The organism is Kitasatospora hibisci, assembly GCF_043950205.1.
GTDB lineage: Bacteria > Actinomycetota > Actinomycetes > Streptomycetales > Streptomycetaceae > Kitasatospora > Kitasatospora hibisci.
Window position 1 is genome coordinate 6,983,414 of sequence record NZ_CP171642.1, and the last position, 20,942, is coordinate 7,004,355.

The window sequence follows — 20,942 nt, forward strand, 5'->3', positions numbered from 1 at the left end:
CCGTGCAGTCGGTGCTCTGGCGCGAGTCGCACATGGACTGGCGCTCCCGGGCCCCTCCTCGTTCTCGCACCTTGTCCATCCGCGGCCTCTCCGCTGCGCGCGTCCTACACCACCTGTTGAAGGGCAGCCCCAGCCCATTTGCGAGCAGCGCCGACCAGCCTCGGGGGAACGGGTCTGTAGTCTCTGCCTCATGTCGGCCGATCTTGGATTCACGTGCACCTGCTGCGGCGAACGGCACGAAGAGATTCCCATGAACTTCTCCAGCCCGGCGCCTGCCTACTGGCAGCCGGGAATGGAGCAGGTAGCAGGCTGTGTCCTCTCGTCTGACCAGTGCGTGATCCAGGACGAGGCCTTCTTCGTACGAGGCCTGATCGAGCTGCCCGTCATCGGCCGCGACGACGTCTTCTCCTGGGGCGTGTGGGTCTCGCTCAGCGAGAAGAACTTCGAGCGCGCGAGTGAGCTGTGGGAAACCCCTGGCCGCGAGTCGGAGCCTGCGTACTTCGGCTGGCTGTCGACGGACCTGCCCCTGTACTCGCCGTCGACGATCAACCTGAAGACCATGCTTCACACACGCCCCGTGGGCGAGCGACCCTTCATCGAACTGGAGCCGACCAATCACCCGCTCGCGGTCGAACAACGCACGGGCATCACCATGGACCGCGTGCAGCAGATCGCCGAGGCTGTCCTTCACCCGAAGGCCTGAAGCCGTGACTCGCGGCATGGACCACCGCACCTGGCTCTCGCAGTGGCGGGCCGATGTCACGGCCGCGGTGACATCGATGACCTCAACGTTCGAAGCCACCCATGGTTATCCGCCTGGTGTCAACGAGGTTCGCATCGCCACCGATGTGGACAAGCCCAGCAGCGGGCGCGACGGTGAGGCCCTGGCCACCTACGGCTTGGCGGCCTTCTACGAGTCGATCGGTGAGGTGGTGCTTGGCGACGTTGGCAACGGCTACTTCGTCCACTCTGCGCATGATGTGCTGCAGCGATTCGTGGAAGAAGGTCCCGTCGTCATTGCCGAGAGCGAGCGCGGCCTGGTGTTCGCCTCCGACGGCGGAGGCATTCAGTACGTCATCGACCAGCAGGGCGCGATCCACCGATCTACAACGGCGTCCCTCGACACATGTGAGCTCGACAAGGTCGCCCACAGCCTGTCCGAGTTCCTCGACCTCATGCGAAGGTTGGTCACCAGCTTCGTGAGCACAGGGGACCCCGGCTACCTGTAGGCCGACACCCATTCGGGAATTCACGCGCTCTCCGGGAAGCGATCTTCAACAGGTGCTGAGCAGCCCTGGTCAGCCGTACTCGTGAACACCCCGTACGCCGGCCGGGGCGGGCGGCCATGCGCGCGGCTGGCTTGGGAATCTGATCCGACTCCGGGCCCTCGCTGGCAGCTCCCAGGTGGCCGGATTGCTCAGCGAGCGGCGTAGCGGTCGACGCCGTTGACGGTGCCGACCGCGGCGAGCTGTAGGCGGCGCAGGCTCAGGCGAACCGGGCCGGGACGGCCCAACCGGAGGTGGTTCAGCTGGAGCTGTCGCGCTGCCGGGGGATGCGGCCGATGGTGAGGGCGGCCGTCGTGGAGCGCTGGAGGCGCTGGAGCTTCATCTGGAGTCCGATCTGCTGGCTGCATGTCAGGGCAAGCGCGAGGGCGAGCATGTTCTCGTGGAGGCTGGCGCTGACAGCAGCGGCAGCGGCCGTGAGACGGTTCCGGCGATGGCGAGGTACTGCGCCGAGGCGAAGGCCTTGGCGATGCCGGAATCCCAGGTGCTGGTGTCGGTGGTGATAGCGGGCGGCCCTTCGGCGGTGTGTCAGCGGGTCGTGCGGGTGTGCATCGCGGCGAGCAGGTCGAGGACCAGCTCGACCGGTGCGTCGCGGTCGAAGGTCGCCTTCCAACCGGGCTCGCGGGCCGTGCCGGTGACCGCGATGGTCCAGGTGTCGGCGTGCGGGTCCTCGGGCGCATAGCCGAGGTAGACGTGGGTGTCGGGAGAAGCGGCGTGGATGCTGCCGCGCGGATCGCACACCCAGCTCCAGCTGTGCGCGGCCAAGAAGGTGCTGATCGCGTAGGGGCTTCCCGGGCCGATGAGCCACGTTCCGTGCTCGATGGGGCCGCCCGGCTTGAGGCCGGGGACGGTGGGCGCGGTGATGGCCACGGTCATGGCGGGCGCCTTCCTGGTGGGCGAGGTGGGGAAGACGTCCATGTTTGCTTGGCTATCTGCGGTTTGCGTAGCGCATTATGTCTGCCCGAGGCGAACAAAGAAGCAGGCGCGACGAACGTCATCAGTGCCGAGCCGGGGCGCGGTTCCGAGGACGTAACGGTGTTGTGCGGTTGCGCAGTTGGCGGGTGGCTGGACGGTTACCTGGAGGTGGTGGCGCGTTCGGCGCCGGATGTGGCCGGGCGCGCTGCGGCTGTGGGTGCTACAGGCCGGAGGGAGCGGATGAGGGCGGATCCGGCGTGGGCGGCCAGGGCGCGGCTGCTGCCGCGGACCGGGGCGATCGGGGCGACAGTGGCCTGTGCGGGCAGGTCGCGCAGATCGTTGCCGTAGCGGCGGATCGGGGTGGGTTGACGACGGCGCCGTAGAGCGCGGACACCAGGCGGGTCGATGACCCATCGGGCCTTGGAGCCCGCCAGTTCGGCGGCCGGGTCCAGGCAGCCCGGGAGGTGGTGGACCTCGGCGTAGCCGTCTGGCGACTGCCACAACGCGTGGGGGAGCCGCTCGTCCTCGACGGTGGGCCAGCCGGCCGCGACGAGGGTCTCGTCGAGGCTGATCGGGTAGGTGTCGGTGAGGTAGTGCCGCGGGCCTTCGGCGTGCGCGGCGAGGAGCTCGACGGCGAAGTCGCCGACGATCTCGGCCGGGGTGTTGTGGTCCATGGTGACCAGCCAGGTCGGCTCGCCGTGGAACGGGTCGGCGGTGGCCACGGCCTTCCACAGCGGGCCGTCGATCTCGGGGAGGAAGCGGGGGCTGAGGAACATCCGGGCCAGATCGTGCGCTAAGCCCGCCCCGGTCTCGGGAGGCCGTTGATCAGGGTTGATCGTGCGGCTGAACCTTCGCGGGTCGATGTTGTCGATCTTCGGAGGGCCGTGGTGGCAGTCGCGTTTCTGACGGATGAGCAGGCGGCGCGGTACGGGTCGTTCTACGGGGTGCCGGCGCGGGTGGAGCTGGAGCGGTTCTTCTTCCTGGACGACGTGGACCGGGAGAAGGTGCAGGCGAAGCGTCGGGCGCCCAACCGGCTGGGGTTTGTTATCTGCAGTCTGCGAGTCTCTGTCCACCACGTCCAACACGTACGGGTGGAGGCGCCTTCGTCCTGTTCTGGATGGGATTACCTTCCGTCATCCACCACGGATGAGCGGGAGGTTCCATGCGGGTGCAGCGCGTGCTGATGCCGGACTCGGAGACCGAGTCGTGGCCGGTGTTGGGCGACGACCACGTACCGGTCGTGCCGATCGAGCGCTATCTGGCCGCTGTCGAGAAGTCGCTGAACACGGTCAAGGCGTACGCCCGTGATCTGAAGGACTGGTTCGCCTACCTCGCCGGGAGGGGACTGGACTGGCGGTCGGTGACGCTGGAGGACATCGCCGGGGACCCAGGCGAACCTGCAGGAGGGCCGCCACGCGCTCGCCCGCAAGATCTTCCACGGCCGCGCCGGCCAGCTGTACCAGAATTACCAGGACGACATGGAGGACCAGATCGGCGCCCTCGGCCTGGTCCTCAACGCCCTCGTGCTGTTCACCACCAGGTACATGGACGCCGCCCTCGACCAGCTGCGCACCGGCGGCCTCGACGTCCGGGATGGGGACGTCGCCTGCCTCTCCCCGTTCGTCCGACACCACGTCAACATGCCCGGCCGGTACAGCTTCCACCTGCCCGAGCTGCCTGGCGGCCTCCGGCCGCTGCGCGACCCCGACGCCGCCGATGAAGGGTGGGGGGCTGGTGGTGCGGGTGCCCAGGCACCCGCACCAGGAAGGCTTAGAGGAGGAACGGCAGCACGGCAGCGAGGGTCGCGAACGTGCCGCTGGCCGTGACGATGCCGCGGAAGAAGGCCTTGCGGAAGGTCACGTCTTCGGCGACCTCCTGGCCGATCAGGACGGCCTGCCCGACCGGGTGAACCATCCTTGGATAGCCTTCTAGGGCAATCTTCTTGACCAACTTTCTAGAAGGAGTACCTTGGGGGCATGACTAAGAGTGAAGATCGGCTGATGCCGACGGGTACCTGCTGGTGCGGATGCGGAACCGAGGTCGGCCTCGGCTCCTTCTTCTCCCAGGGCCACGACAAGATCGCAGAAGCCGCCCTCCTGGCGGCCCGGTACGAGAACTCCGTCGCTCGACTCATCGCGCAGCACGGCTTCGGCCCCCACAACGGCATCCGCGAGGCCGCGGTCGAGAGCGGCCACTGGGAGGCGTGCCCCGGGGCGGACTGCAACTACCTCGGCACCCCGGCCAGCATCCGAAACCACCGCAAGAAGGCTCAACACTAGCCGTAGCTCGGTGAAGACCGCCGGGTTGGCTTCGGCCCACCCGGCGATCAACTCCACCTTCGTTACTCAATGGTGCTTCCGCAGAGCTCGATCGGTGCAGTGTGCTTGGTGAGCGTTAGTGGAAATGAGTCCCAGCTCAGAGGGAGAGCGTCAACAGCCATGTCAGTAGGAAAGGCCGCACGGTCTCTTCTCGTTCTCGTGGGTGCATGGGCTGCGTGGGCGCTGCTGTTCTTTGCGCCGATACCCTTCATGCCGGAGACATCGGGCTGGGGTGTCATCTCAGCCCTGATCGCCTTCTTCGCTCTCCCCGCCATTGCCCTCAAGCAGACTGCGGCCTGGCGCGAGGGCGGACCGCCTCAGACGCCTTCCTCAGGAGTGCCGTCTCGGCTTCTAGGCTTCAGCCGTCATGTCCCGCTCCTGAGCGACGGTCGCGGCGTCACCTACCGCATCACCAAAGGCCCCCATGGCCCGCGTTTCACCTGGTCGTTCGATGCCGGAGTAAACGCTGATGACCTCTCAATCACGATCCTGGCTAAGGAGAACCTGGCGCGCATCGAGGCCGAACTAGGTCTGCCGATCTCCTTCCCGCATACGACCCCGGAGGGCCGAGCCGAGGCCAAGCGTCGTAGCGACGCCACCCGACCCAGCGTAGAGCAGCTCGAAGAGGCCGCTGCCGGAGGCGACCAGCGCGCGAGGTTCCAACTCTGGGGCCGCGTGGGAACCCCCATCACGGACGAGAGCCAGCTGAAGGTCGGGACGTACTACCACCTTGGCTTCGACATCGGCCGATACATCGGGAGCTTCGAAGGCTGCAAGTGGCTCGGCACAGAGTTCGAAAACGACGAAGACGACAATCCGCCGGGAATCTGGCATGAGTTCGAGGTCGCCGAGAGCACGATGAAGGGCGGAGCGCGGTACCAAGCTGATGAGATCGCGAGCCGCGCTGCCGAAGAGGATCCGCTGGTACGGGTGATTCCCGCACCGCAAGACGTAGCGGAACGTGCCTATCAAGATAGGCATGCGGCTCACCTTGCGTGGGAAGCACGTCGGCGCTCTCGCTAGACCTCCGTTGCTCAGCGCCGGCTGTCGCCGGGTGCCAGAAGACTGGTGACCTCGGCCATGGCCTCCGCCGAGGGCTTGAAGTACTGGCGGACGTTCTCCGCCATCTTGTGCCGGGACTTGGCCATCAGCATCAGCTCGGACGCGCCCCGCTCGCCGAGGTGCCGGGTGGGTGGTGGACCAGCGAGCCTCGTGGACTTTCGCACCGCTGCAGGGGCTGACGGCCTGCACGCCGTGGGCGTGGGTGGTGACGTGCCAGCCGTAGTTACGGCGCAGCGTGTGGAGCACGGCCTGGTAGTCCGGCGGCCCGCCAGCGAGGTAGGGCTGTGCGATGGCGACCAGACGGGAACGGGGGCGGTCGGCGGTCATCGAACTGCCTTCCTGCCCGTCGCGGGCAGGCCGTGCCCCATCGCGCCGGGATCTGCGGGAGGTGGGGCGGTGGCCGGGCGGCCGGTGTGGCGCGCGCGGCCAGTGTGCGGGCCGGAGCAGGCCGGTCGAGTCCGGGGTCCGGATGGCAGTACGTGTAGTCGTGGACGGCGATGGCGAGAGTGTCGGCCTGGGTGATCGGTTCGAGCTGGACGAGGTGGGCCATGTAGGCGGGGATCCGGTCGTCCAGCGGGCCTGCCCCGGTGGGCAGTTCGTTGGCTCGGCTGAGGGCGTAGGCAACCTGTACGTCGTGATGGCGCCGAGGTGGTCGGCGTTGTGCTCACTGAACGCGCCGCGCGCCTCGAGCGCGGCGATGCCAAAGTCGGCGACGTTGCTTGCGGGTTGATTGGGGATGGTGGGGTCTCCGTCGGTCGTGTCAGCGCCGCCGGGCCGTGCTGCGGGGTTGGTCGGGGGCGGGGTTTGCGGAGGGCGTGGTTGCGGTCGGGGCGGTGTTGATGCCGCGGGCCAGGGCTGCGGCGCGTCTGGCCGTTGTTCCTGGGTGTGGCCGGGCCGTCTGGGAGGCCAGCCATGTACGGCCCTCGGTGGCGGTGGCTGCTCTGTGCAGCCGTACGGTGTAGGTGCCGGCGCGCTGGTCGCGGGTGATGCGCGCGGCGAGGTACTGGTCGGTGTCGCCGCCGAGGTAGGTGCTCGTCCCGAGGCCGGCACTGTGCTGCTCGTCGAAGTCGAGGCCGAAGTGGTGCAGGAGCCGGGCACCGATCGCGTCGTCGGCGGTAGCGGGCTCCAGTCCGGCCAGGCCGAAGTCGGGTTCGTCCGGCTGCCCGCGTCGAGCGGTCACCGCCGCGGCTCCCGGGCCGCTCCCGTGGCGGGCACTGGCGTCGTGGCAGTGCCTCCAAGGGCGGGTACCGGCGTGGTGGTGGAGGCGCGGGAGTGGGCGGCAACGGCCCGGGGCGGCTTAGGCGGGGCGGCGGCGCGCTCGGCCGCCTCGCGGTACTGGACCACGGCTTGGCCCAAGTGCTCGGCGGCGAGGTGGTAGCGGGCTCCGAGGGTTTCGAGATCGGAGCCGAGGACGCGAAGCACGCCGTGGGGCTGGACGTCCAGGTGCTCTCCGGCACGGACCTTCGTGAGGCGCTCGATGGCGCCGGCGGCGGTCCGGCGCAGTTCATGGTCCAGGTTGTCGAGTTCGCGGGCCATGTTGTCGAGGTGCAGGCCGAGCGTGCGCAGTTCCCCGGGGACAGGGTGGAGGCGGTGGAGGTCCCAGGTGTCGATACCGAGCCGCTCCAGGACGAACAGGCGGCCCGCGAAAGCGGGCCGTCCGCCGACAGTGGCTGCTGGGCCGGGGCCGGTTTGGGGTCGTGTGCTCATCGGGTCCTCGTCGTGGACGGTGCGGGGTGGGCGCTGACCACGATCGGCTGGCCCTGCTCGGCCTGTGCCGCCATCCGGTCGGTGGCCGTCGTGCCGGCCAGGGCAGCGTGCAAGCGGGCGCCGAGGGGGGTGAGGAGGAGCTGCCGCCCGTGGTAGAGGCTGGTGCTGGCGTCCTGGACGACGAGACGCCGGTCGATCAGCGAGTTCACCGTGGCCGGGTGGAGTTGGAGCCCAGGTGCGGAGATCCGCCGACCTCGGCGGATGCTGCTCTCGGAGACGGTGACCAGGCCGCGGGCGACGGCGTCGAGGGCTTGCCGCTGAGCCTTGTTGAGCGTGACCGCCGTCTTGATGGGTGCCTTGGGCGTCGGGACGGGCGAGGTGGCGAGGACCTTGTGCAGTCCGGTGAGTGCGTCCAGGCGCTCGTACAGCTCGGCGCGACGCAGGGCGAGGGCGTCCAGGGACTGGGCGGTGGAGGCGAGCAGTCCGTTGGCTTGCAGCAGTGCGCCGTCGTGGCCGTCGATGACCAGTTGCATGTCGTCGCGAATGGAGCCGGCGAGGGCCACCAGGCGCTCCTGGACGTGGTCCAGGCGCCGGACGGCGGTGCGGATCTCGCTGTTGAGCCGGCCGAGCGGGGTGTCGTCGCCGTCCGTCCAGCCCGCCACGGCGCTGAGGCGCTCGACACCGAGCGCCTGCAGGACCATCGCGGTGCCGACCCGGGGCGAGGGGGCGGCAGGGCGGGCTGACGGCTTGTCGGCGGGAGGGGTCACGCGTCCGCCGTGCGGCTGCTCGCCTTGATCGTGGCGAGGCCGACCTCGACGGCCTCGTGGAGGCTGTCGACCAGCGGGGCCCCGGCCGTGGCCAGGCGCTCGGTGCTGTGCAGTCCGCCGGTGTGCAGAACGGGGACGGCGCCGACCGCTCGGGCGGCCAGCGCGTCGTCCACGCTGTCGCCGATCACCACGACCCGGGCGGGGTCGACGCCGGGGCCGAGAGCCCGCAGGTGGGCGGCGAGCGCCGGTGCCTTGCTGGCGACCGACGGTCCGATGCGGCCGTCGATGCGCTCCATCAGCCCGGCGATGCCGACCTGCTGCACCTCGCGCCGCAGCCGCTCGTGCGGGGCCAGGGAGAGCAGGGACTGGCGGATGCCCCTGGCGCGCAGGCCCATCATCAGCTGGCGGGCGCCCGAGCGCAGCCGCACCGGCCGCTTGTCGAGCACGGCCAGGAACGCGGAGTCGTTGGACTGCCACTCCTCGTCGGAGATGCTCCGCCCGAGCAGGTGGTCGTAGAAGGAGCGGATCGGCACCCGGTGCTGGGAGCGGTAGGTCTCCTCGCTGACCGGTTCGCCGCCCAGGGCGGGCAGGGTGGCGTTGAGGGCGGCGACGTGATCGGCCAAGTCGTCGCGCACGGTGCCGTTCCAGTCCCAGACGATCCGGACGGCGGTGGTGGTGCGGCGGGTCAAGCGCTCTTCTCCAGAGGGGCGTTGGGGGTGGTGAGCAGGTCGGTGCGGGCAAGGGGGATGGCGGCGGCCAGGACGGCGGCCAGCACCGCCACGGTGGCGACGGCCGTGGTGCCGTGACCGGCCAGGCGGCCGGCGACGGCGGTGCCCAGGGCCTGGCCGACGCCGATGACCGCGATCAACCAGGCGGCGGCCTCCGTTGCGGTGCCCTCGGGGGCCAGGCGGTCGCACAGCAGGAAGGTGCAGGTCAGCAGCGGAGCCAGGTACAGGCCGGGGCCGATGCTGAAGGCCACCGCGGCCTGCGGCACGGCGACGAAGAGCAGCGGCGCGAAGCAGACGGCGTACCCGCCTGCCGCGGCGAGCAGCTGCCGCCGCAAGGGGAGCGGCCATGGGGAGCGGGCGTAGACGAACCCGCCGATCAGGCTGCCCGTCGCCAGCGCCGCCGGGAGCAGTCCGGTCAGCCATCCCGTCCCGTTCCGATCGGCGAGCGAGAGCGCCAGGACGTTGAACGCACCGAGGTTGACGCCGAGGCAGAACATCGCGGCCAGCAGGAGCAGCAGGCCGCGCGAGCGCAGCGGTCCGCTCCAGTGGACCTCGTCGCGGGCGACGGGTGCCCAGCGGGCCGGCGAGCGGGTTACGACGACGGCTGTGCCGAACCCTCCGATGACGCCGCACGCCCACAACGCCGCGGAGGGGGAGACGAGTTGGCACAGGGCGGTGGCCGCCAGCGGCCCGGTGACGAAGACGAGCTCCTGGCTGACGCTGTCGAGGGCGTACGCCACACGCTGTTCGGCCGGATCGGGGACCAGACGCGGCCACAGCGCGCGAAGGCCCGCCTCGAGCGGAGGGGTTGCGGCCCCGGCGAGCGCTGCGAGCGCCCCGGCCGCGATCGGTTTCGCGGCCAGGTCGAGCACGGCGAGCACGGTGAACGCCGCGAACGCCACGGACGCCGCGATGGCGGCGACCGGTGCCAACAGGGTGCGGTCGACGAGACGGCCGAGCAGCGGCTGGCTGATCGCACTGGCCAGCCCGAAGACGCCGGCGAGGACGGCCCCGAGCAGGACCGGTCCGCCGGCCGAACGCACAGCGAGCAGCAGCGCGAGTGGCGCCATGGCGGTGGGCAGGCGGCCGATGAGGGTGCCGGTAAGCAGCGCGGGCACGTGCGGGCGGGCGAGGACGTCGCTCATCGTCGGGCGGCGCGGGCGGGCGGAGGCAGGGTGCATACGGGGGTTGGAGTCTCCTGGCGGTTGTGCGGGTGGCGGGTCAGCCGGCCGGGGCGGCGCGCAGCGCGGCAGCGGCCGCGCCCAGGTGGGCGCTGGCGCTGGCGAGCAGGGCGGAGGCGCGCAGGCGGCCTGCCTGTACGAGCCCGGAGGTGTCGGTGATGCCGCTGTCGGGGGTGGACAACAGGTCGAGGACGGTGGCCATCGAGCCGCTGGCCGACACCATCGACTGCAGCGCCGACTCGATCCGGGCCAAGGCGCGAAGGTGGGCGACGGTGGGCGGGTCGGCGGCGTCGACAACGGCCGCGGCCGAGGCGCTGACGGTGGCGAGGTGGACCAGCGTGTGCAGCAGATTGCGGCTCAGCAGCCGCGCCGGGTCGGGAGCGCGGTGCGGCAGGTCGAGGCTGCGGGCGAGTGCCTGGATCTGCTCCGACTCCTCCTGGAGGTCGGCGGTCAGCAGCACGGTCGCCTCGTGGTGGACGGTGACGGTCAACGGCTCCTCCGGACGGATGCGGATGCGCCCAGGGCGGGCGTGATGACGAGGGCGGCCGGACCGGCGGCGCGGGCGGCCGGGGAAGTGCGGCGGGCGACGTCGGCGCGGTAGGGGTCCGGCCCGATGTCCAGGTAGCGGCGCAGCGCTGTCGGCAGGTCGGCGGTGCGGCGGCGGGCCGGGGACTCGGTGGCCAGACAGCCGACGACGGCCTCGACGAGCAGGTCGGGGCAGTCGCCGACCAGCTCGGCTTCCCAACCCTCGCCGTCCACGCCCGCGGTGATCAGCCAGGCGCGCTTACCCGGGTGGCACAGGATCTCGGCGAGACGGTCGGGGGAGGTGATCCGAGCGATGCTCCCGCCTCGGGTGTCCGCCCCCTCCCAGCCGGCCTCGGCCAGGCAGAAGAGGGCCTGGTCGAGATCGGCGCGATCGGGCGCGCCGTCCTCGGCGACCATGGCCACCTCGGCCAGGGCCTCGGCGGCCGAGGCGAGGACCTCGTCGGGGCTCTGGGCGCTGAAGACCGCTCGCCAGCCCGGGCCGTGGGCCGTGAGCGCCTCGCGCTGGTACGGCTGGTCGGTGTCGTCGTGGAGGAGGACCTCGATGTCGCCGCGGGTGAAGGCCTGAGCCTGGTCCCGGCCGGTGCGGGTCCAGGAGGCCTCCTGCAGCACGCGGCGAGCGCGAGCGAGCGAGGTGTAGGTCCCCAGAGCGAGGTAGGCGGGCCGGACGCCGACGGCGTTGCCACGGTTCCAGGTGGCCTTCGGCAGGGGCGGGGCGACCCGCTTCCGGGGCTCGCTGCCAGCGGGTCGGCGCGGCCTGCGGGTGTAGTTGGAAGCGGCAGACGAGGTAGTGGAGTCCATGGGTTTCCTCAGCGCCGCTGGGCGGCAGGGGAGTTGGAGACGAGCGGGGCGGGCTGCGGGGCGCTCCGGTGGCTGAAGACCAGCGCCGTGGTCGCGGAGCGGAGCGTGGCGGCCTTGGCCCGAGCCGCGGCCTGCTCCGACGGCGAGGGCCCACCTGGCGACCGGACGGCGGCCGGGACCAGCCTGGGCGCGGCCGACGGTGTAGTCAGCCGGGCCGACAGTGCGGGCGCGGGCGCCACCGCGGCGCGCTGCGGGGCAGGATCGGCCACCGTGGCGCTGTGCGCGCTCGTCCAGCGGGTGGTCACCGAGCCGCGCGCTGGCGCCGGCAGGTGGCGCTGCGCCCAGCGGGCGATGGCCTGCAGCGGCTCGGCCAGTGCCTTGCCGGCCGTGGTCAGCTCGTACATGTAGTGGCGGGGTTCGCCGGTGCGCTCGACCAGCCCGTCCTTCTCCAGCTGGGCGAGGCGCTGGTAGAGGTTGCCGGGGTTCATGTCGGCGGGCAGGGCAGTGTCGAGGATCTCGCTCGGGTAGGCCGGCTCGCCGTAGGCGGCCAGGGCCATGACCGTGGCGACGGTGTTCGCCCTGTTGAGCGTGGCGAGCGCCTGCTCGGTGTAGGCGCCCAGCCCGGTCCCGTTCTCCGGGACGCCCTGGTGGGCGGAGGACCAGCGGGTGACGGGGATCTGGATGAACAGCGCCTCGCGGCCGGCGCGGGTGAGCGAGACGAGGGTGGAGCCCGCCTCGCGCTTGCGGGCGATGAGCCCGCCCTCCTCCATCGTGTCGAGCCGGGTGTCGATCTGGCTCTCGCTCATCCACACCGACTTCGCCTCAAGCTCGGCCTTCGGCAGGACTCCGTCGGCACTCTTGAGAAGGCGAAGCAGCGAGACGGTGTCCTGCGGGCCGAGGATCGACACGGCGTTCTGGATCCGCTGGGCCTGGGCGAGGGTGGAGGGGGCGGTGGGCATGCGCTGGTCCTTCACGGTGAGGGGACGGGTGGTAGGAAAGTGGGTGGGTCTGGCTGCCGGGTTGCCGGTGGTGAGCAGCTGCAGGCGGCGGGCCGCGGTGTTGTAGACCTGGTGGCCGCTGCGGGGACCGGCGGCCAGCAGGTAGATCTCGCCGCTGGACTCGGACACCGGCAGGGGCGGGCGCTCCTGGTAGACCAGCCGCCAGCACCGGTCGCGGTCGAGGTAGACCCGGCGGCAGCCGGTCAGGTCCCACAGGCCGCGCCGGCCGAGCACGGGCCCGCGCTGCTGACAGCGCACCAGGCGGCGCAGATGGTGGACGGCCGCCTCCCGCACGTCCTCCGGGAGCCGGTCCAGATCGGTGAGCGCCGCCGGGTGGGCGTCGAAGTCGAGCAGCGCGGCGGTCACGGACGGTCCTTGATCTAGACGGAGGTGCGGGGTATCCCGGGACGGGGCAGGGACGCGGGGTCGGTGAACGGCGGGTGCGGCAGCAGCCGGTGGTGCGGGTGGTCGGGGTTGGTGGTGCACGCCCCGAACGGCCCGTCAGGAGCGCGGAGTTTGAGCAGCAGCGGCTCCAGGTGGTCGCGCTGCCACACGCTCGGCCCGGTCGCGCCCGAGCGGGAGTCGGTCAGCTCCTGCCAGGCCAGCCAGCAGTGATGGATCCGGGCGAGCGCCTCGTCGTGCTCGGGCCAACTGGCGCACCACGGCCGCCCGGAGGTGATCTCCTGTCCGTAGACGCCGAGCAGGATGTGGTCCACCCACGGCACCATCGTCATCACCTCGGCGGCGAGCGCGTCGTCATCGAAGGAGAGGATGGTCAGCGAGACGGGATCGCCGGACTCGCTCTCCGCGTCTTCGGCCTCGGATTCCCCGGTGCCGGGGAGGACTTCCGCCTCGGCCTGGTCGCGTTCCTCGGCGAGGCGCTCGGCGACGACGGCCAGCGAGTCCCGCTCCGCCTGGACGCGGGCGAGAGTGGCGCTCCACTCGGCGACAGTCTGCGGCGTGACCGTCGGGCGGGCCGGCGGATCGGCGGGTATAGGCGTGGACAAGGGCGGCTCCAGGGGAATCGGTGGTGCGGTCGGCGAGCACGACTCTGCCCGCCGACCAGGTCCTTGCTCGGGAGATATCCGGTGATGTATGGCCGCCTGGAATTCACCGGGAAGGCGCGAGGTGAGTTCCGCAGAGGGGAATTCCGCCGGTCAGCAACTTCGTTGCCAGAGCTGCTTGTTGGGGGACGACTCCGTTTCCCAAAGCGGTGAGCTGCGCCGACCGAGAAAGTCCTGTGATCTGCGTCACCCATCCCTTTTCGAGGCCCATGACCCATTCCACGAAAGCCGGGGAGAGGCGTCCGCGCGAATCCACTGGATCGGGCGCGGGGCGGGTTACGCGTTCCCAGCGGTCGATGGCGGCGGCGTACTCGCCCCAGCGGCGTTCTCCTGAGCCTGCGGCGACCACATCGGAAGCACCACCTGCGACAGCGGGGGGCGGAAGCCGTCGCCGGCCCGGCGACCCGGTGTGCCGGTGTCGCTCGCTTTCGGGGTCGGAAGCAGCCGGGCGGCGGCGCTCGGCAGGGTCAGATCCCCGCGGCTCCCGCGCTGGTTCGGGCCGCCCTTGGTGCCGTCGCTCGCCCTGGGCGTCGGCAGCAGGTGCTCCACCAGGTCCGAGAGGTTCGGGCCGTGTCCGCCTGCTCGCCGTTGATCCGGGTGCTGCGAGCCGCCGATCGAACCCAGGTTCGATGTCGGGGTGAGCAGCAGGGTGACCACATGGCCCAAGCTCTCCCGGCCGGCGTCCGGGCCCTTGAAGTCCCGTGCCCTCGGCGTCGGAAGGCCAGGCGGCGATGAAGACCCGCTCGCGTCGGTGGGGTGCTCCGACATCGGATGCGCGTAGCACTTGCCAGCGCGCATCGAACCCTGCGGCGGCCAGGTCTGCGAGTACGGCACCGAGTGCCCGCAGATGATGTTCATCTCCGGCGTCTCCCAGGCACCACGGGCAGCGTTCCACGTCGCCAGCGGCTGTCGAGCGAGCGGGGGTGGAGAGCAGGCCGCGGACGTTTTCAAGAATCACCAAACAGGGCTTGAGGGTTGAGATGGCGCGGGCGATGGTGTGCCACAGGCCGGAGCGGGTGCCCTCGGCGAGCCCGGCGCGGGCGCCGGCGACGGACACGTCGGTGCACGGGAAGCCGGCGACGAGGACGCAGACCGGTTCGACCGCGGTGAAGTCGACCTCGGTGATGTCGCCCAGGTTCGGGACACCGGGCCAGTGGTGCTCCAGGATGGCGGCGGCACCGGGGGCCGGGTCGGCGTGCCAGGCGATCGTCCCGCCGAGGACGGACTGCACACCGATGTCCAGACCTCCGTATCCGGAGCAGAGAGAGCCGATGCGCGGGCCGGTCACCGCCGCCCCCTGCCAGGGGCGGCGGTGCGGCGGCGGCGCTCCGGACGGCTACAGGCGCTGGCATCGGCCTGGGAGTTGGGCGTCGCACGAATGCCGGGAGTGCGGGCGGCGGTGAGGGAGACGGTGTCCAGGTGTGCCCGCCGCACCGCCTCGATGTGCTCGGGCGCGCTGTGCAGGGTGTCCTGCCGGCGCAGGGCGTCGAGGTCGGTGCGGGCGGTCTGTATTCGTTCGGCGATCTGGCCGAGGGGCGCCGGTGGCTGGTTGTCGGGCGAAGGCAGGGAGGGGCTCCAGAGGGGATTAGCGCCGCTTGGCCGGGGAGGCGGTGGGGGCCGGGCCGTGGTCGGTGCGGTCGGCGCCGTCGCTCTTGCGGAAGGGGTGAGCAAGGGCGGAGCGCAGGCGGGCGGCGGCGCTGCGGGACGGGAGGCGGCTCTGCTCGGCGTCGGGGGCCGGGCGGTTGGGCTTGGCGGCGGCTCTGGGCGCCGGGGAGTTCTGGCGCACGAGGTGCGCCGCGCTGGAGAGCTGCTCGCCGGCGTCGCGGTAGAGCCACTGGGCGTGCTGGCGGACGATCGGCGTGGGCGACAGCTCGTGGGCGTCGGCGAGTTCGAGGACCTCGCTGACGCGCTGCAAGGCGATGGCCGTCAGCGAGGCTGCCCGGGTGGTGGCCCGCCGCTCGCGCCGGGCGGCGGCGGCCTGCTCCGGCGCGGCGAACGGGTCGGCTGGCCGCAGGGCGGCGTCGGTCAGCCCGGTGTGGAGCACGCGTAGGGCGAACAGCTGCGCACCGACCAGGCCGGGTGAGGGCAGCGGCCCGGCTGTGGGTACGGCGGGCCACGAGCGGACCACTTCGTCCAGCATGGCGGCGAGGTCCCAGGCGGTGGGGTGGTTCGCGGGCAGGGGAAGCTCCGATTGCCGGATGGTCAGCGGCTGCGGTGCAGCGGGATGACGGGCGCGGTTGGGACGGAAGGCCCGGGCTGGTCGCCGGCAGTCGGCTGGGCGCTGACGATCCGGGACCGGGCCGTCGCGGCCGAGGACTGGGCCCCGCGTCGCCTCCCCAGGTCGTCGGTGTGCAGCGCCACCACCGGGGCCAGGGCGGTGGCGGAGAGGCGGTCGGCGGCGGCGTTCAGCTCGCGGGCCGCAAGACTTGCGATGCCTTCCGTCCGGGCGACAGCGTGCTGGGCGGCATCGGTGTGGCTGGGCTCCGGGGCGAGGAGCAGGGTCGTCGCGTTGGCGAGGACGGACAGGGCCTGGCCGGCGTGGCCCGCGGCGGTGGTGAACGCGGCCAGGACCGCTCGGTCGGCGTCAGCATCGGCCACCCGGAACAGGTATTCATCGCAGGCCTCGGCGGCGATGCCCACCAGGTGCGTCATCGGCCAGGCGGTCTCGGAGTGGTGACCGGCCGAGGCGACGGCGGGAAGGGTGCGGCGCACGGCCTCCAGCCGGTCGGCCAGAGACCGCATCACGGCTGCGGGGTCGTCGGTGTCGTTCAAAGCGCTCCGATCATCAGGAGGGGCAACGGCCGGTCAGCGGCGGCCGGCGACCGGGGCCCGGGAGGCTGCGGGAGCCGGTGTCTGGGAGGCGATCCTGGAGGCTTCGGTCCGTCGCGAGGCATTCCCTGCGGTGGCCGTGGACACGGCGCGGGAGCGCCGTGGGGACGTCGCCGTCGCTGGTGCGGCGGCGGGCAGTTGGTCGCTCAGCTCCAGGACCTCGCGAGCTCCGGCGACTGAGGCGTTCTGGGCCTCGGCCACTGCGCACAGCGTTTGGTAGCCGAGGCGCCGCTCGCGCTCCGAGCCCTCGGCGTCGTCCTCCGCGGGCAGGGGCGTGTCTTCGAGAGTGACGGCCAGGTCGAGTGCGTGGGCGAGGTGGCGGTGGACAGTTGCGGCGTGCGCGCGTCCGGCGCCGAAGGCCCGCCCGGCCGTAAGGCGGAGCGGGTCGGCGGGTGCCCCGGAGGCCGTGAGATCGCCGCGCCGGGCCGAGCAGTGTCGCAGCACGGTCATGGCGTTCTCGCACTCGCTGGCCACAGCCGCGGCGGTGGGGATGGAGGGGCGCCCAGGCAACGTGGCGGAGGCGTTGAGGTTCTCCGCAATGAGCGTGAAGACGGCGGCGAGCTGGGTCAACTCTGCCGTGTAGCTTGATGTTTTGGGTATGCCTCGGGTGATGGTGGACTCCTGGTCGGGGTGGGGCGCTATCGGCGGGGTGCGGCGGCTGTCGGCGCTGGGGCTGGCGGTAGGGCAGCGCTGCTCGGGCGGCTGGTGAGCGTGGGCGTCGGATGCGCAGCGGCGCTGCGGACGACGGCTGCGGCGTGCCGTGCGGCTGGTAGCGCAGCGGCATCGCGGCCGGACCGGGCCTGGTGGCGAAGGGCGTCTCTGGCCTCGGTGAGGGCGAGGCGGGTACGGGACAGGGCCAGGTTCAGCTCGCGTCCGGCCCGCTCGCGCACGTCTTCGGCGCGCAGGCTGCCCAGGCCGTCGACCTCGTGGATGCGAGCGGCCATCGTGACGGCGCGGCTGATGGTGCCCAGCGCCTGGCCGACCTGGGAACCGGCATCGGTGAGCACCCGGGCGTACGCCCGCTGGGCGGTGTCGGCCAGCGGTGCGCCGGCCAGCGCACCGGCCGAGGCCAGCAGCTTCTGGTGGTGCGAGCTGAGCCGGGTGACGTGCGGGAGCAGCTCGCCCAGCGTCGGCGGGCCCTGCTCGCGGTAGGCGCCGGGTACAGCGGTGGCCAGTTCGTCGATGGCGTCGGCCTCGGCCCGCAACCGGGTGGTCAGACGACTCGGCGGTCGCAGCGGGGTCTCGGACAGGGGAACTCCTCGGGATCTAGCGGGAACGGATGGTGCCGGGGTCGTTGATCGTTTCGGTCAGCGGGTGCTTCTGATGGGGGCTCGGGGCGGTGCCGCCGCCTCGGCGGGTGAAGGGGTGGCACCGGGATTCGGGACGGGGGCGGGAGTTCGGGCGCGGGCGGCCTGGCGGCGCTCGACCGCGGCAGCCGGGGCAGCCGGGGCGGCCGGGGCAGGCGGCGGGTCGGGGCGGGGTGGGATGCCGTTGGCGGTGCGCCAGCGGTCCTGGACGGCCTCGGCGTTGCCGAGGGCGTGCAGCGCGGAGCCGAGCAGTCGGGCGGCCGGGAGCGAGGAGTCCCGGGCCAGCAGCCGCACCACACCGGCCGAACTGGCGCTCTGCCGTAGCACGGAGGCCCGCAGGATGCGCTCACCCCAGTACTGCGGGTCGCCGGTGAAACCGCTCCGGGTGACCGCGCGCACACCGTCGGCGGTGATGGCGCCGGAAGCGATGGCGCCGCGGTTCTGCACCTCCCACAGCACGGTGAGCACGTCGATCGGCTCCGAGCGGTGAGCGAGAGCGGCCAGGGCCTGGTAAACGGCCCGGTGCCCGGTGTCGAGGAAGTCGACCGGCTGCAGCCACCGGGTGATCTCGACCAGGCCGGTGGGGGAGGCGGTGGCGGAGGAGAGCGTCGCGCTCTCGTGCCGGAGGGTCTTCTCGCGGATACTGTCGGCGAGTTCCAGCGGCCACGGTCCCGGCAGCGGGCGGGGCCGCTCGTCCAACGATCCCCAGAAGCCTGCGAGCCCGCGGATGGCCTTGCGCAGTTCGCCGGTCAGCTCCAGGACGCCCTCCAAGGCGCCGGTCCGGGCGGCGTGGTGGAGCCGGTGGGCGTGCTCGTGGACCTGGCGGCGGATCGCGCTCTCCAGAACCATTCGGCCGTAGGCGCCGGCGTGGCGCGAGTCGGGGCATGCGGCGATCAGCGTCGCCCCGTACCCGGGGGTGAGGCCTCGGCTGGCCCCGGCCGCTGTGGCCAGTGCCCCCAGCGCCCAGTCCTGCAGCTGGTCTTTGTCTGCGTCCTCGGCCTGGGCCGGGTGACCGGCCGCGCGCTGGGCGAGGAGGACCTCGTAGAGGGCGGCATGCGAGTGGCGGTAGAAGTGGCCGGGCTCCAACCACTCCACCACCGCGGCCAGTTGTGCCGGCGAGAGCAGGAGTGCGCCGAGCAGAGCCTGCTCGGCCTCCAACAGAGGACTGGAGGAGCCACCGGACACCGTCACCGTCCCCGGCTGTCGAACGCCACGACGAACCGCTGGGCGCCGTCGGCTGTGCGGTGCGAGCCGACGACCTCGAACAACTCGGGTTCGGCCGACAGGGTTTCGAGTGCGACGGCGGTCTGCCAGTCGCGAGGGGGCCAGCCCCGTAGGGCCTGAACGATGCTCTCCACGAGCCTCCTCGGGTAAGGGAAGGGGACAGGAACGGCACCAGCATCTGGCGCTCGCCCGGTCAGCGGATGCGCGGTGCCGGGTGCCCCGATGCTGCGGATCGCGGTGGCGTGGCAGGTGCCGCCCAGTCGGCGAGGCCCGGCAGCACCGGGGAGGAGGAGACGGCTGCCGCGGCGCGGCGAGAGATTAGGCGTGGCGTGGCTTTGGCGGCGCGCGACTGGCTGTCCGGGCCGTACAACTCGTCGAGATAGCCGGGAACCTTGTCTCGCCAGGGCCGGTTGAGCAGCGGGCCAAGCACCCGGGCGGCCTCGGTAGGAGCGACGATGTCGCCGATCTGCTGGAACGCGGAGGACGATGAGCCCTCCCACGGGTGGTTGGCGGGCATCCCCACCAGCAGCGCCGCCTCACCCAAGGCAAGTCGGCGCTCCGGGAAGTCCGCCCAGTACCAACTGCGGGCCCGCCCGGTGATGGCGGTCGCCTCGCGGTCCGCCGACCACTCGTTGCCGCCGTTGGTGCGACGGACCCCCCGCGTGTTGACGCGCACGCCCTCCGGCCACCCCAGGGCCTGCGCCGCGGTGCGGGCCGACAGAGGCGGAGACGGCTGCATGGCCTGCAGCTTCACGTAGTGATGACGGCCGGCCACGAAGTAGGTGCGGCGGCGGTGGGAGGCGAGGCCGACGTCGGCCGCATCCAACGCCTGGTAACCGCTGCTGCACCAGTCCGCGAGGTCCAGCGCGTCACCGAGGAAGTCCAGGACGATCGCCGGCAGGGCACTGGACTGCTCCATCGCCAGCCAGAGCAAGGAATCGAACCGGGCGGTCAGAGTCAGCGACCAGATCAGCGTCTCGGCGATCAGGCCGATCCGCGCGTCGGTCATCCGGGCGACCGGCTCCCGGACTTCGGCCCGGGACAGAAGTGGGCCGGTCCAGCCCCCGTGGCCGTCCCATTCCGGGTCGGGGCAGATGCGGCAGACATCGGCCTCGTCGCACTCGCCCTCGTCATGCCAGTGGCCGAAGCTGCCCTCGACGGCCCGCGAGAACACCTCGAGCAGCAGCTCGATGTTGCGGCCCTCGTGCCCTTGGCGCTTTCCTGCCAGCGTCCAGACCTGGCACGGGGCGCTGACGATCAAGCCCTCCACATACCGCAGTGCCGGATGGGTCGGGTCGAGTGAGCGGACGTCGCAGACAATGCGCCGGTGGCCCGCAGCCCTGGCGGTCGCTGCGGCGTCCTCGCCTAACTCGACGCCGATGACGTCAAACGCCTCGGGCCCGGGGTCGAGAATGTGCAGCCCCTGCTCCCAACCTCCTGGACCGGCAAAGAGGTTGACGATGCGCGGCGGGTCCACGCCAGGTCGCGGCGGGAACAGCCAACGGACCGGCCACGGATGGGAGAGCGCGACGAGTTCAGCGTAGGACCACGGCCCCATCCGGTGATCCGGCCCGAACCACATCGGCTCACCTGCGCTCGACAGAGGCCGATAGCCGTGCGGAGGGAGGGAGTTGGTCAGGTACACCAACGGCGACAGCTCCGGACGGTCATCGGCCCGACCCCTGCGGCGGCCGGCCGGCCGACCGGGGAGGGGCCGGTCCAGCTCTCGCCGAGCCGGTTCCCGGCGTCCGCAGTGGCCGGCAGGTGGCTCGAGCGGGCGAGTGCTCCCTGCCGTGGCCGAGAGGGCGGCGCCACCATCTCGGCGGCTATCCGCGCCAGGTCACCGCTGATCTCCTCCAGCCGCTCCCTGGCCTCGGCGAACGCCTGGGCACGGTCGTTGTCGTGCCCCTCCCACAGCCGGTTCTCGGCGTACTGGAGGAACTGGTGCAACTGCGCGACGGCGCCGTCGTCGTGGTCGACGATCCGGGAGACGACGCCGGCGAACTCGACCGGCCCGTCGGTCTGCGTCACCAGCGTGGACCAAGCCTTGATGCTCTCGCCGGACGGTGTGGGGAACGGTCTGCCCTGACGGGCCAGGACAGACGCGAGATCCTCCCGCAGCAGGTCGTCCTCGGCCGGGGGCGCCGGGTGGCCCGCGTGCTCGTACTGCTCGAAGTCGGGGTGGTGGAAGACGATGGCCAGCTCCAAGGGGAAG

At 71.8% G+C, this 20,942-nt stretch carries 27 protein-coding genes and 3 pseudogenes; 7 read left to right on the top strand and 23 right to left on the bottom strand.

Annotation, left to right across the window (positions count from 1 at the left end):
- The first annotated feature begins 190 nt into the window (after positions 1-190).
- Complete coding sequence (locus tag ACF9IK_RS30445; protein WP_395297275.1) at positions 191-703, top strand: DUF2199 domain-containing protein; 513 nt, start codon at positions 191-193, stop codon at positions 701-703.
- A gap of 16 nt (positions 704-719) precedes the next feature.
- Positions 720-1,229, top strand: coding sequence for an SMI1/KNR4 family protein (locus ACF9IK_RS30450; protein ID WP_395297276.1), 510 nt, complete (start codon positions 720-722; stop codon positions 1,227-1,229).
- Positions 1,230-1,524: 295 nt separating this feature from the next.
- Here the strand turns inward: ACF9IK_RS30450 and ACF9IK_RS30455 are convergent, their stop codons facing one another.
- From ACF9IK_RS30455 to ACF9IK_RS30465, 3 genes are all read right to left on the bottom strand, one after another.
- Positions 1,525-1,659 carry a hypothetical protein gene (locus ACF9IK_RS30455; RefSeq protein ID WP_395297277.1) on the bottom strand — a complete coding sequence of 45 codons (135 nt, stop codon included), beginning with the start codon at positions 1,657-1,659 and terminating at the stop codon, positions 1,525-1,527.
- A 152-nt stretch (positions 1,660-1,811) separates the two neighbouring features.
- Positions 1,812-2,201: a DUF317 domain-containing protein gene (locus ACF9IK_RS30460; RefSeq protein ID WP_395297278.1), complete on the bottom strand. Its 390-nt coding sequence runs from the start codon at positions 2,199-2,201 to the stop codon at positions 1,812-1,814.
- Between the two features lie 155 nt (positions 2,202-2,356).
- A complete protein-coding gene (locus ACF9IK_RS30465; RefSeq protein ID WP_395297279.1) occupies positions 2,357-2,974 on the bottom strand; it encodes a DUF317 domain-containing protein in 618 nt (205 codons plus the stop codon).
- Positions 2,975-3,085: 111 nt separating this feature from the next.
- On the opposite strand from ACF9IK_RS30465, the gene ACF9IK_RS30470 reads away from it, so the two are divergent.
- From ACF9IK_RS30470 to ACF9IK_RS30480, 3 genes and pseudogenes are all read left to right on the top strand, one after another.
- Positions 3,086-3,382: a DUF4158 domain-containing protein gene (locus tag ACF9IK_RS30470; RefSeq protein ID WP_395297280.1), complete on the top strand. Its 297-nt coding sequence runs from the start codon at positions 3,086-3,088 to the stop codon at positions 3,380-3,382.
- Positions 3,382-3,567: pseudogene (locus ACF9IK_RS30475) on the top strand (site-specific integrase); the annotation flags it as partial. The gene ACF9IK_RS30470 and the pseudogene ACF9IK_RS30475, both read left to right, overlap by 1 nt.
- Before the next feature lie 16 nt (positions 3,568-3,583).
- A pseudogene (locus ACF9IK_RS30480) lies at positions 3,584-3,919 on the top strand (Tn3 family transposase); the annotation flags it as partial.
- A gap of 49 nt (positions 3,920-3,968) precedes the next feature.
- Here the strand turns inward: ACF9IK_RS30480 and ACF9IK_RS30485 are convergent.
- Positions 3,969-4,112: a hypothetical protein gene (locus tag ACF9IK_RS30485; RefSeq protein WP_395297281.1), complete on the bottom strand. Its 144-nt coding sequence runs from the start codon at positions 4,110-4,112 to the stop codon at positions 3,969-3,971.
- A gap of 62 nt (positions 4,113-4,174) precedes the next feature.
- Between ACF9IK_RS30485 and ACF9IK_RS30490 the strand changes: the two genes are divergently transcribed.
- Both ACF9IK_RS30490 and ACF9IK_RS30495 read left to right on the top strand, forming a co-directional pair.
- The gene (locus tag ACF9IK_RS30490; protein WP_395297282.1) at positions 4,175-4,477 is read left to right on the top strand and encodes a hypothetical protein; all 303 of its coding nucleotides are present in this window, start codon (positions 4,175-4,177) and stop codon (positions 4,475-4,477) included.
- A gap of 159 nt (positions 4,478-4,636) precedes the next feature.
- Positions 4,637-5,539, top strand: coding sequence for a hypothetical protein (locus tag ACF9IK_RS30495; protein ID WP_395297283.1), 903 nt, complete (start codon positions 4,637-4,639; stop codon positions 5,537-5,539).
- A gap of 11 nt (positions 5,540-5,550) precedes the next feature.
- On the opposite strand, the pseudogene ACF9IK_RS30500 reads toward ACF9IK_RS30495, so the two are convergent.
- The 19 genes and pseudogenes from ACF9IK_RS30500 to ACF9IK_RS30590 form a co-directional block, all read right to left on the bottom strand.
- Positions 5,551-5,697: pseudogene (locus ACF9IK_RS30500) on the bottom strand (site-specific integrase); the annotation flags it as partial.
- A gap of 641 nt (positions 5,698-6,338) precedes the next feature.
- Positions 6,339-6,758 (bottom strand): hypothetical protein, encoded by a 420-nt coding sequence (locus tag ACF9IK_RS30505; RefSeq protein ID WP_395297284.1) that lies wholly within the window; start codon positions 6,756-6,758, stop codon positions 6,339-6,341.
- A complete protein-coding gene (locus ACF9IK_RS30510) occupies positions 6,755-7,285 on the bottom strand; it encodes a hypothetical protein (protein WP_395297285.1) in 531 nt (176 codons plus the stop codon). Before ACF9IK_RS30510 ends, ACF9IK_RS30505 begins: the two co-directional genes overlap by 4 nt.
- Positions 7,282-8,052 (bottom strand): hypothetical protein, encoded by a 771-nt coding sequence (locus tag ACF9IK_RS30515; protein WP_395297286.1) that lies wholly within the window; start codon positions 8,050-8,052, stop codon positions 7,282-7,284. Before ACF9IK_RS30515 ends, ACF9IK_RS30510 begins: the two co-directional genes overlap by 4 nt.
- The gene (locus tag ACF9IK_RS30520; protein WP_395297287.1) at positions 8,049-8,741 is read right to left on the bottom strand and encodes an HAD family hydrolase; all 693 of its coding nucleotides are present in this window, start codon (positions 8,739-8,741) and stop codon (positions 8,049-8,051) included. Before ACF9IK_RS30520 ends, ACF9IK_RS30515 begins: the two co-directional genes overlap by 4 nt.
- Positions 8,738-9,961 carry an MFS transporter gene (locus ACF9IK_RS30525; RefSeq protein ID WP_395297288.1) on the bottom strand — a complete coding sequence of 408 codons (1,224 nt, stop codon included), beginning with the start codon at positions 9,959-9,961 and terminating at the stop codon, positions 8,738-8,740. The genes ACF9IK_RS30520 and ACF9IK_RS30525 overlap by 4 nt, the downstream gene beginning before the upstream one ends.
- A 40-nt stretch (positions 9,962-10,001) precedes the next feature.
- Positions 10,002-10,451 (bottom strand): hypothetical protein, encoded by a 450-nt coding sequence (locus tag ACF9IK_RS30530; protein WP_395297289.1) that lies wholly within the window; start codon positions 10,449-10,451, stop codon positions 10,002-10,004.
- Positions 10,448-11,305 carry a DUF317 domain-containing protein gene (locus ACF9IK_RS30535; protein WP_395297290.1) on the bottom strand — a complete coding sequence of 286 codons (858 nt, stop codon included), beginning with the start codon at positions 11,303-11,305 and terminating at the stop codon, positions 10,448-10,450. The genes ACF9IK_RS30530 and ACF9IK_RS30535 overlap by 4 nt, the downstream gene beginning before the upstream one ends.
- 8 nt (positions 11,306-11,313) lie before the next feature.
- Positions 11,314-12,669 carry a winged helix-turn-helix transcriptional regulator gene (locus ACF9IK_RS30540; protein ID WP_395297291.1) on the bottom strand — a complete coding sequence of 452 codons (1,356 nt, stop codon included), beginning with the start codon at positions 12,667-12,669 and terminating at the stop codon, positions 11,314-11,316.
- Between the two features lie 14 nt (positions 12,670-12,683).
- A complete protein-coding gene (locus tag ACF9IK_RS30545; RefSeq protein ID WP_395297292.1) occupies positions 12,684-13,310 on the bottom strand; it encodes a DUF4913 domain-containing protein in 627 nt (208 codons plus the stop codon).
- A gap of 103 nt (positions 13,311-13,413) precedes the next feature.
- The gene (locus ACF9IK_RS30550) at positions 13,414-14,655 is read right to left on the bottom strand and encodes a DNA cytosine methyltransferase (RefSeq protein ID WP_395297293.1); all 1,242 of its coding nucleotides are present in this window, start codon (positions 14,653-14,655) and stop codon (positions 13,414-13,416) included.
- A gap of 297 nt (positions 14,656-14,952) precedes the next feature.
- A complete protein-coding gene (locus ACF9IK_RS30555; protein WP_395297294.1) occupies positions 14,953-15,507 on the bottom strand; it encodes a hypothetical protein in 555 nt (184 codons plus the stop codon).
- 62 nt (positions 15,508-15,569) lie between these two features.
- Positions 15,570-16,139 carry a hypothetical protein gene (locus ACF9IK_RS30560; RefSeq protein WP_395297295.1) on the bottom strand — a complete coding sequence of 190 codons (570 nt, stop codon included), beginning with the start codon at positions 16,137-16,139 and terminating at the stop codon, positions 15,570-15,572.
- A gap of 33 nt (positions 16,140-16,172) precedes the next feature.
- A complete protein-coding gene (locus tag ACF9IK_RS30565; protein WP_395297296.1) occupies positions 16,173-16,766 on the bottom strand; it encodes a hypothetical protein in 594 nt (197 codons plus the stop codon).
- Between the two features lie 68 nt (positions 16,767-16,834).
- Complete coding sequence (locus ACF9IK_RS30570) at positions 16,835-17,401, bottom strand: hypothetical protein (RefSeq protein WP_395297297.1); 567 nt, start codon at positions 17,399-17,401, stop codon at positions 16,835-16,837.
- Between the two features lie 102 nt (positions 17,402-17,503).
- Complete coding sequence (locus tag ACF9IK_RS30575) at positions 17,504-18,661, bottom strand: DnaB-like helicase N-terminal domain-containing protein (RefSeq protein ID WP_395297298.1); 1,158 nt, start codon at positions 18,659-18,661, stop codon at positions 17,504-17,506.
- Between the two features lie 29 nt (positions 18,662-18,690).
- Positions 18,691-18,861, bottom strand: a complete 171-nt coding sequence (locus tag ACF9IK_RS30580; RefSeq protein ID WP_395297299.1) for a hypothetical protein — start codon at positions 18,859-18,861, stop codon at positions 18,691-18,693.
- 59 nt (positions 18,862-18,920) lie between these two features.
- Positions 18,921-20,372: a DNA cytosine methyltransferase gene (locus tag ACF9IK_RS30585; RefSeq protein ID WP_395298723.1), complete on the bottom strand. Its 1,452-nt coding sequence runs from the start codon at positions 20,370-20,372 to the stop codon at positions 18,921-18,923.
- Entirely contained in the window at positions 20,363-20,935 is a 573-nt protein-coding gene (locus ACF9IK_RS30590) for a hypothetical protein (protein ID WP_395297300.1), read from the bottom strand. The genes ACF9IK_RS30585 and ACF9IK_RS30590 overlap by 10 nt, the downstream gene beginning before the upstream one ends.
- Positions 20,936-20,942 lie beyond the last annotated feature (7 nt).

What these genes read in the sequence shown, in the direction of transcription:
- ACF9IK_RS30445 (WP_395297275.1), top strand. Translation starts at nt 191, where the DNA reads ATGTCGGCCGATCTTGGATTCACGTGCACCTGCTGCGGCGAACGGCAC.
- ACF9IK_RS30450 (WP_395297276.1), top strand. Translation starts at nt 720, where the DNA reads ATGGACCACCGCACCTGGCTCTCGCAGTGGCGGGCCGATGTCACGGCC.
- ACF9IK_RS30455 (WP_395297277.1), bottom strand. Translation starts at nt 1,659, where the DNA reads ATGCTCGCCCTCGCGCTTGCCCTGACATGCAGCCAGCAGATCGGACTC.
- ACF9IK_RS30460 (WP_395297278.1), bottom strand. Translation starts at nt 2,201, where the DNA reads ATGGACGTCTTCCCCACCTCGCCCACCAGGAAGGCGCCCGCCATGACC.
- ACF9IK_RS30465 (WP_395297279.1), bottom strand. Translation starts at nt 2,974, where the DNA reads ATGTTCCTCAGCCCCCGCTTCCTCCCCGAGATCGACGGCCCGCTGTGG.
- ACF9IK_RS30485 (WP_395297281.1), bottom strand. Translation starts at nt 4,112, where the DNA reads ATGGTTCACCCGGTCGGGCAGGCCGTCCTGATCGGCCAGGAGGTCGCC.
- ACF9IK_RS30490 (WP_395297282.1), top strand. Translation starts at nt 4,175, where the DNA reads ATGACTAAGAGTGAAGATCGGCTGATGCCGACGGGTACCTGCTGGTGC.
- ACF9IK_RS30495 (WP_395297283.1), top strand. Translation starts at nt 4,637, where the DNA reads ATGTCAGTAGGAAAGGCCGCACGGTCTCTTCTCGTTCTCGTGGGTGCA.
- ACF9IK_RS30510 (WP_395297285.1), bottom strand. Translation starts at nt 7,285, where the DNA reads ATGAGCACACGACCCCAAACCGGCCCCGGCCCAGCAGCCACTGTCGGC.
- ACF9IK_RS30525 (WP_395297288.1), bottom strand. Translation starts at nt 9,961, where the DNA reads ATGCACCCTGCCTCCGCCCGCCCGCGCCGCCCGACGATGAGCGACGTC.
- ACF9IK_RS30535 (WP_395297290.1), bottom strand. Translation starts at nt 11,305, where the DNA reads ATGGACTCCACTACCTCGTCTGCCGCTTCCAACTACACCCGCAGGCCG.
- ACF9IK_RS30555 (WP_395297294.1), bottom strand. Translation starts at nt 15,507, where the DNA reads ATGCTGGACGAAGTGGTCCGCTCGTGGCCCGCCGTACCCACAGCCGGG.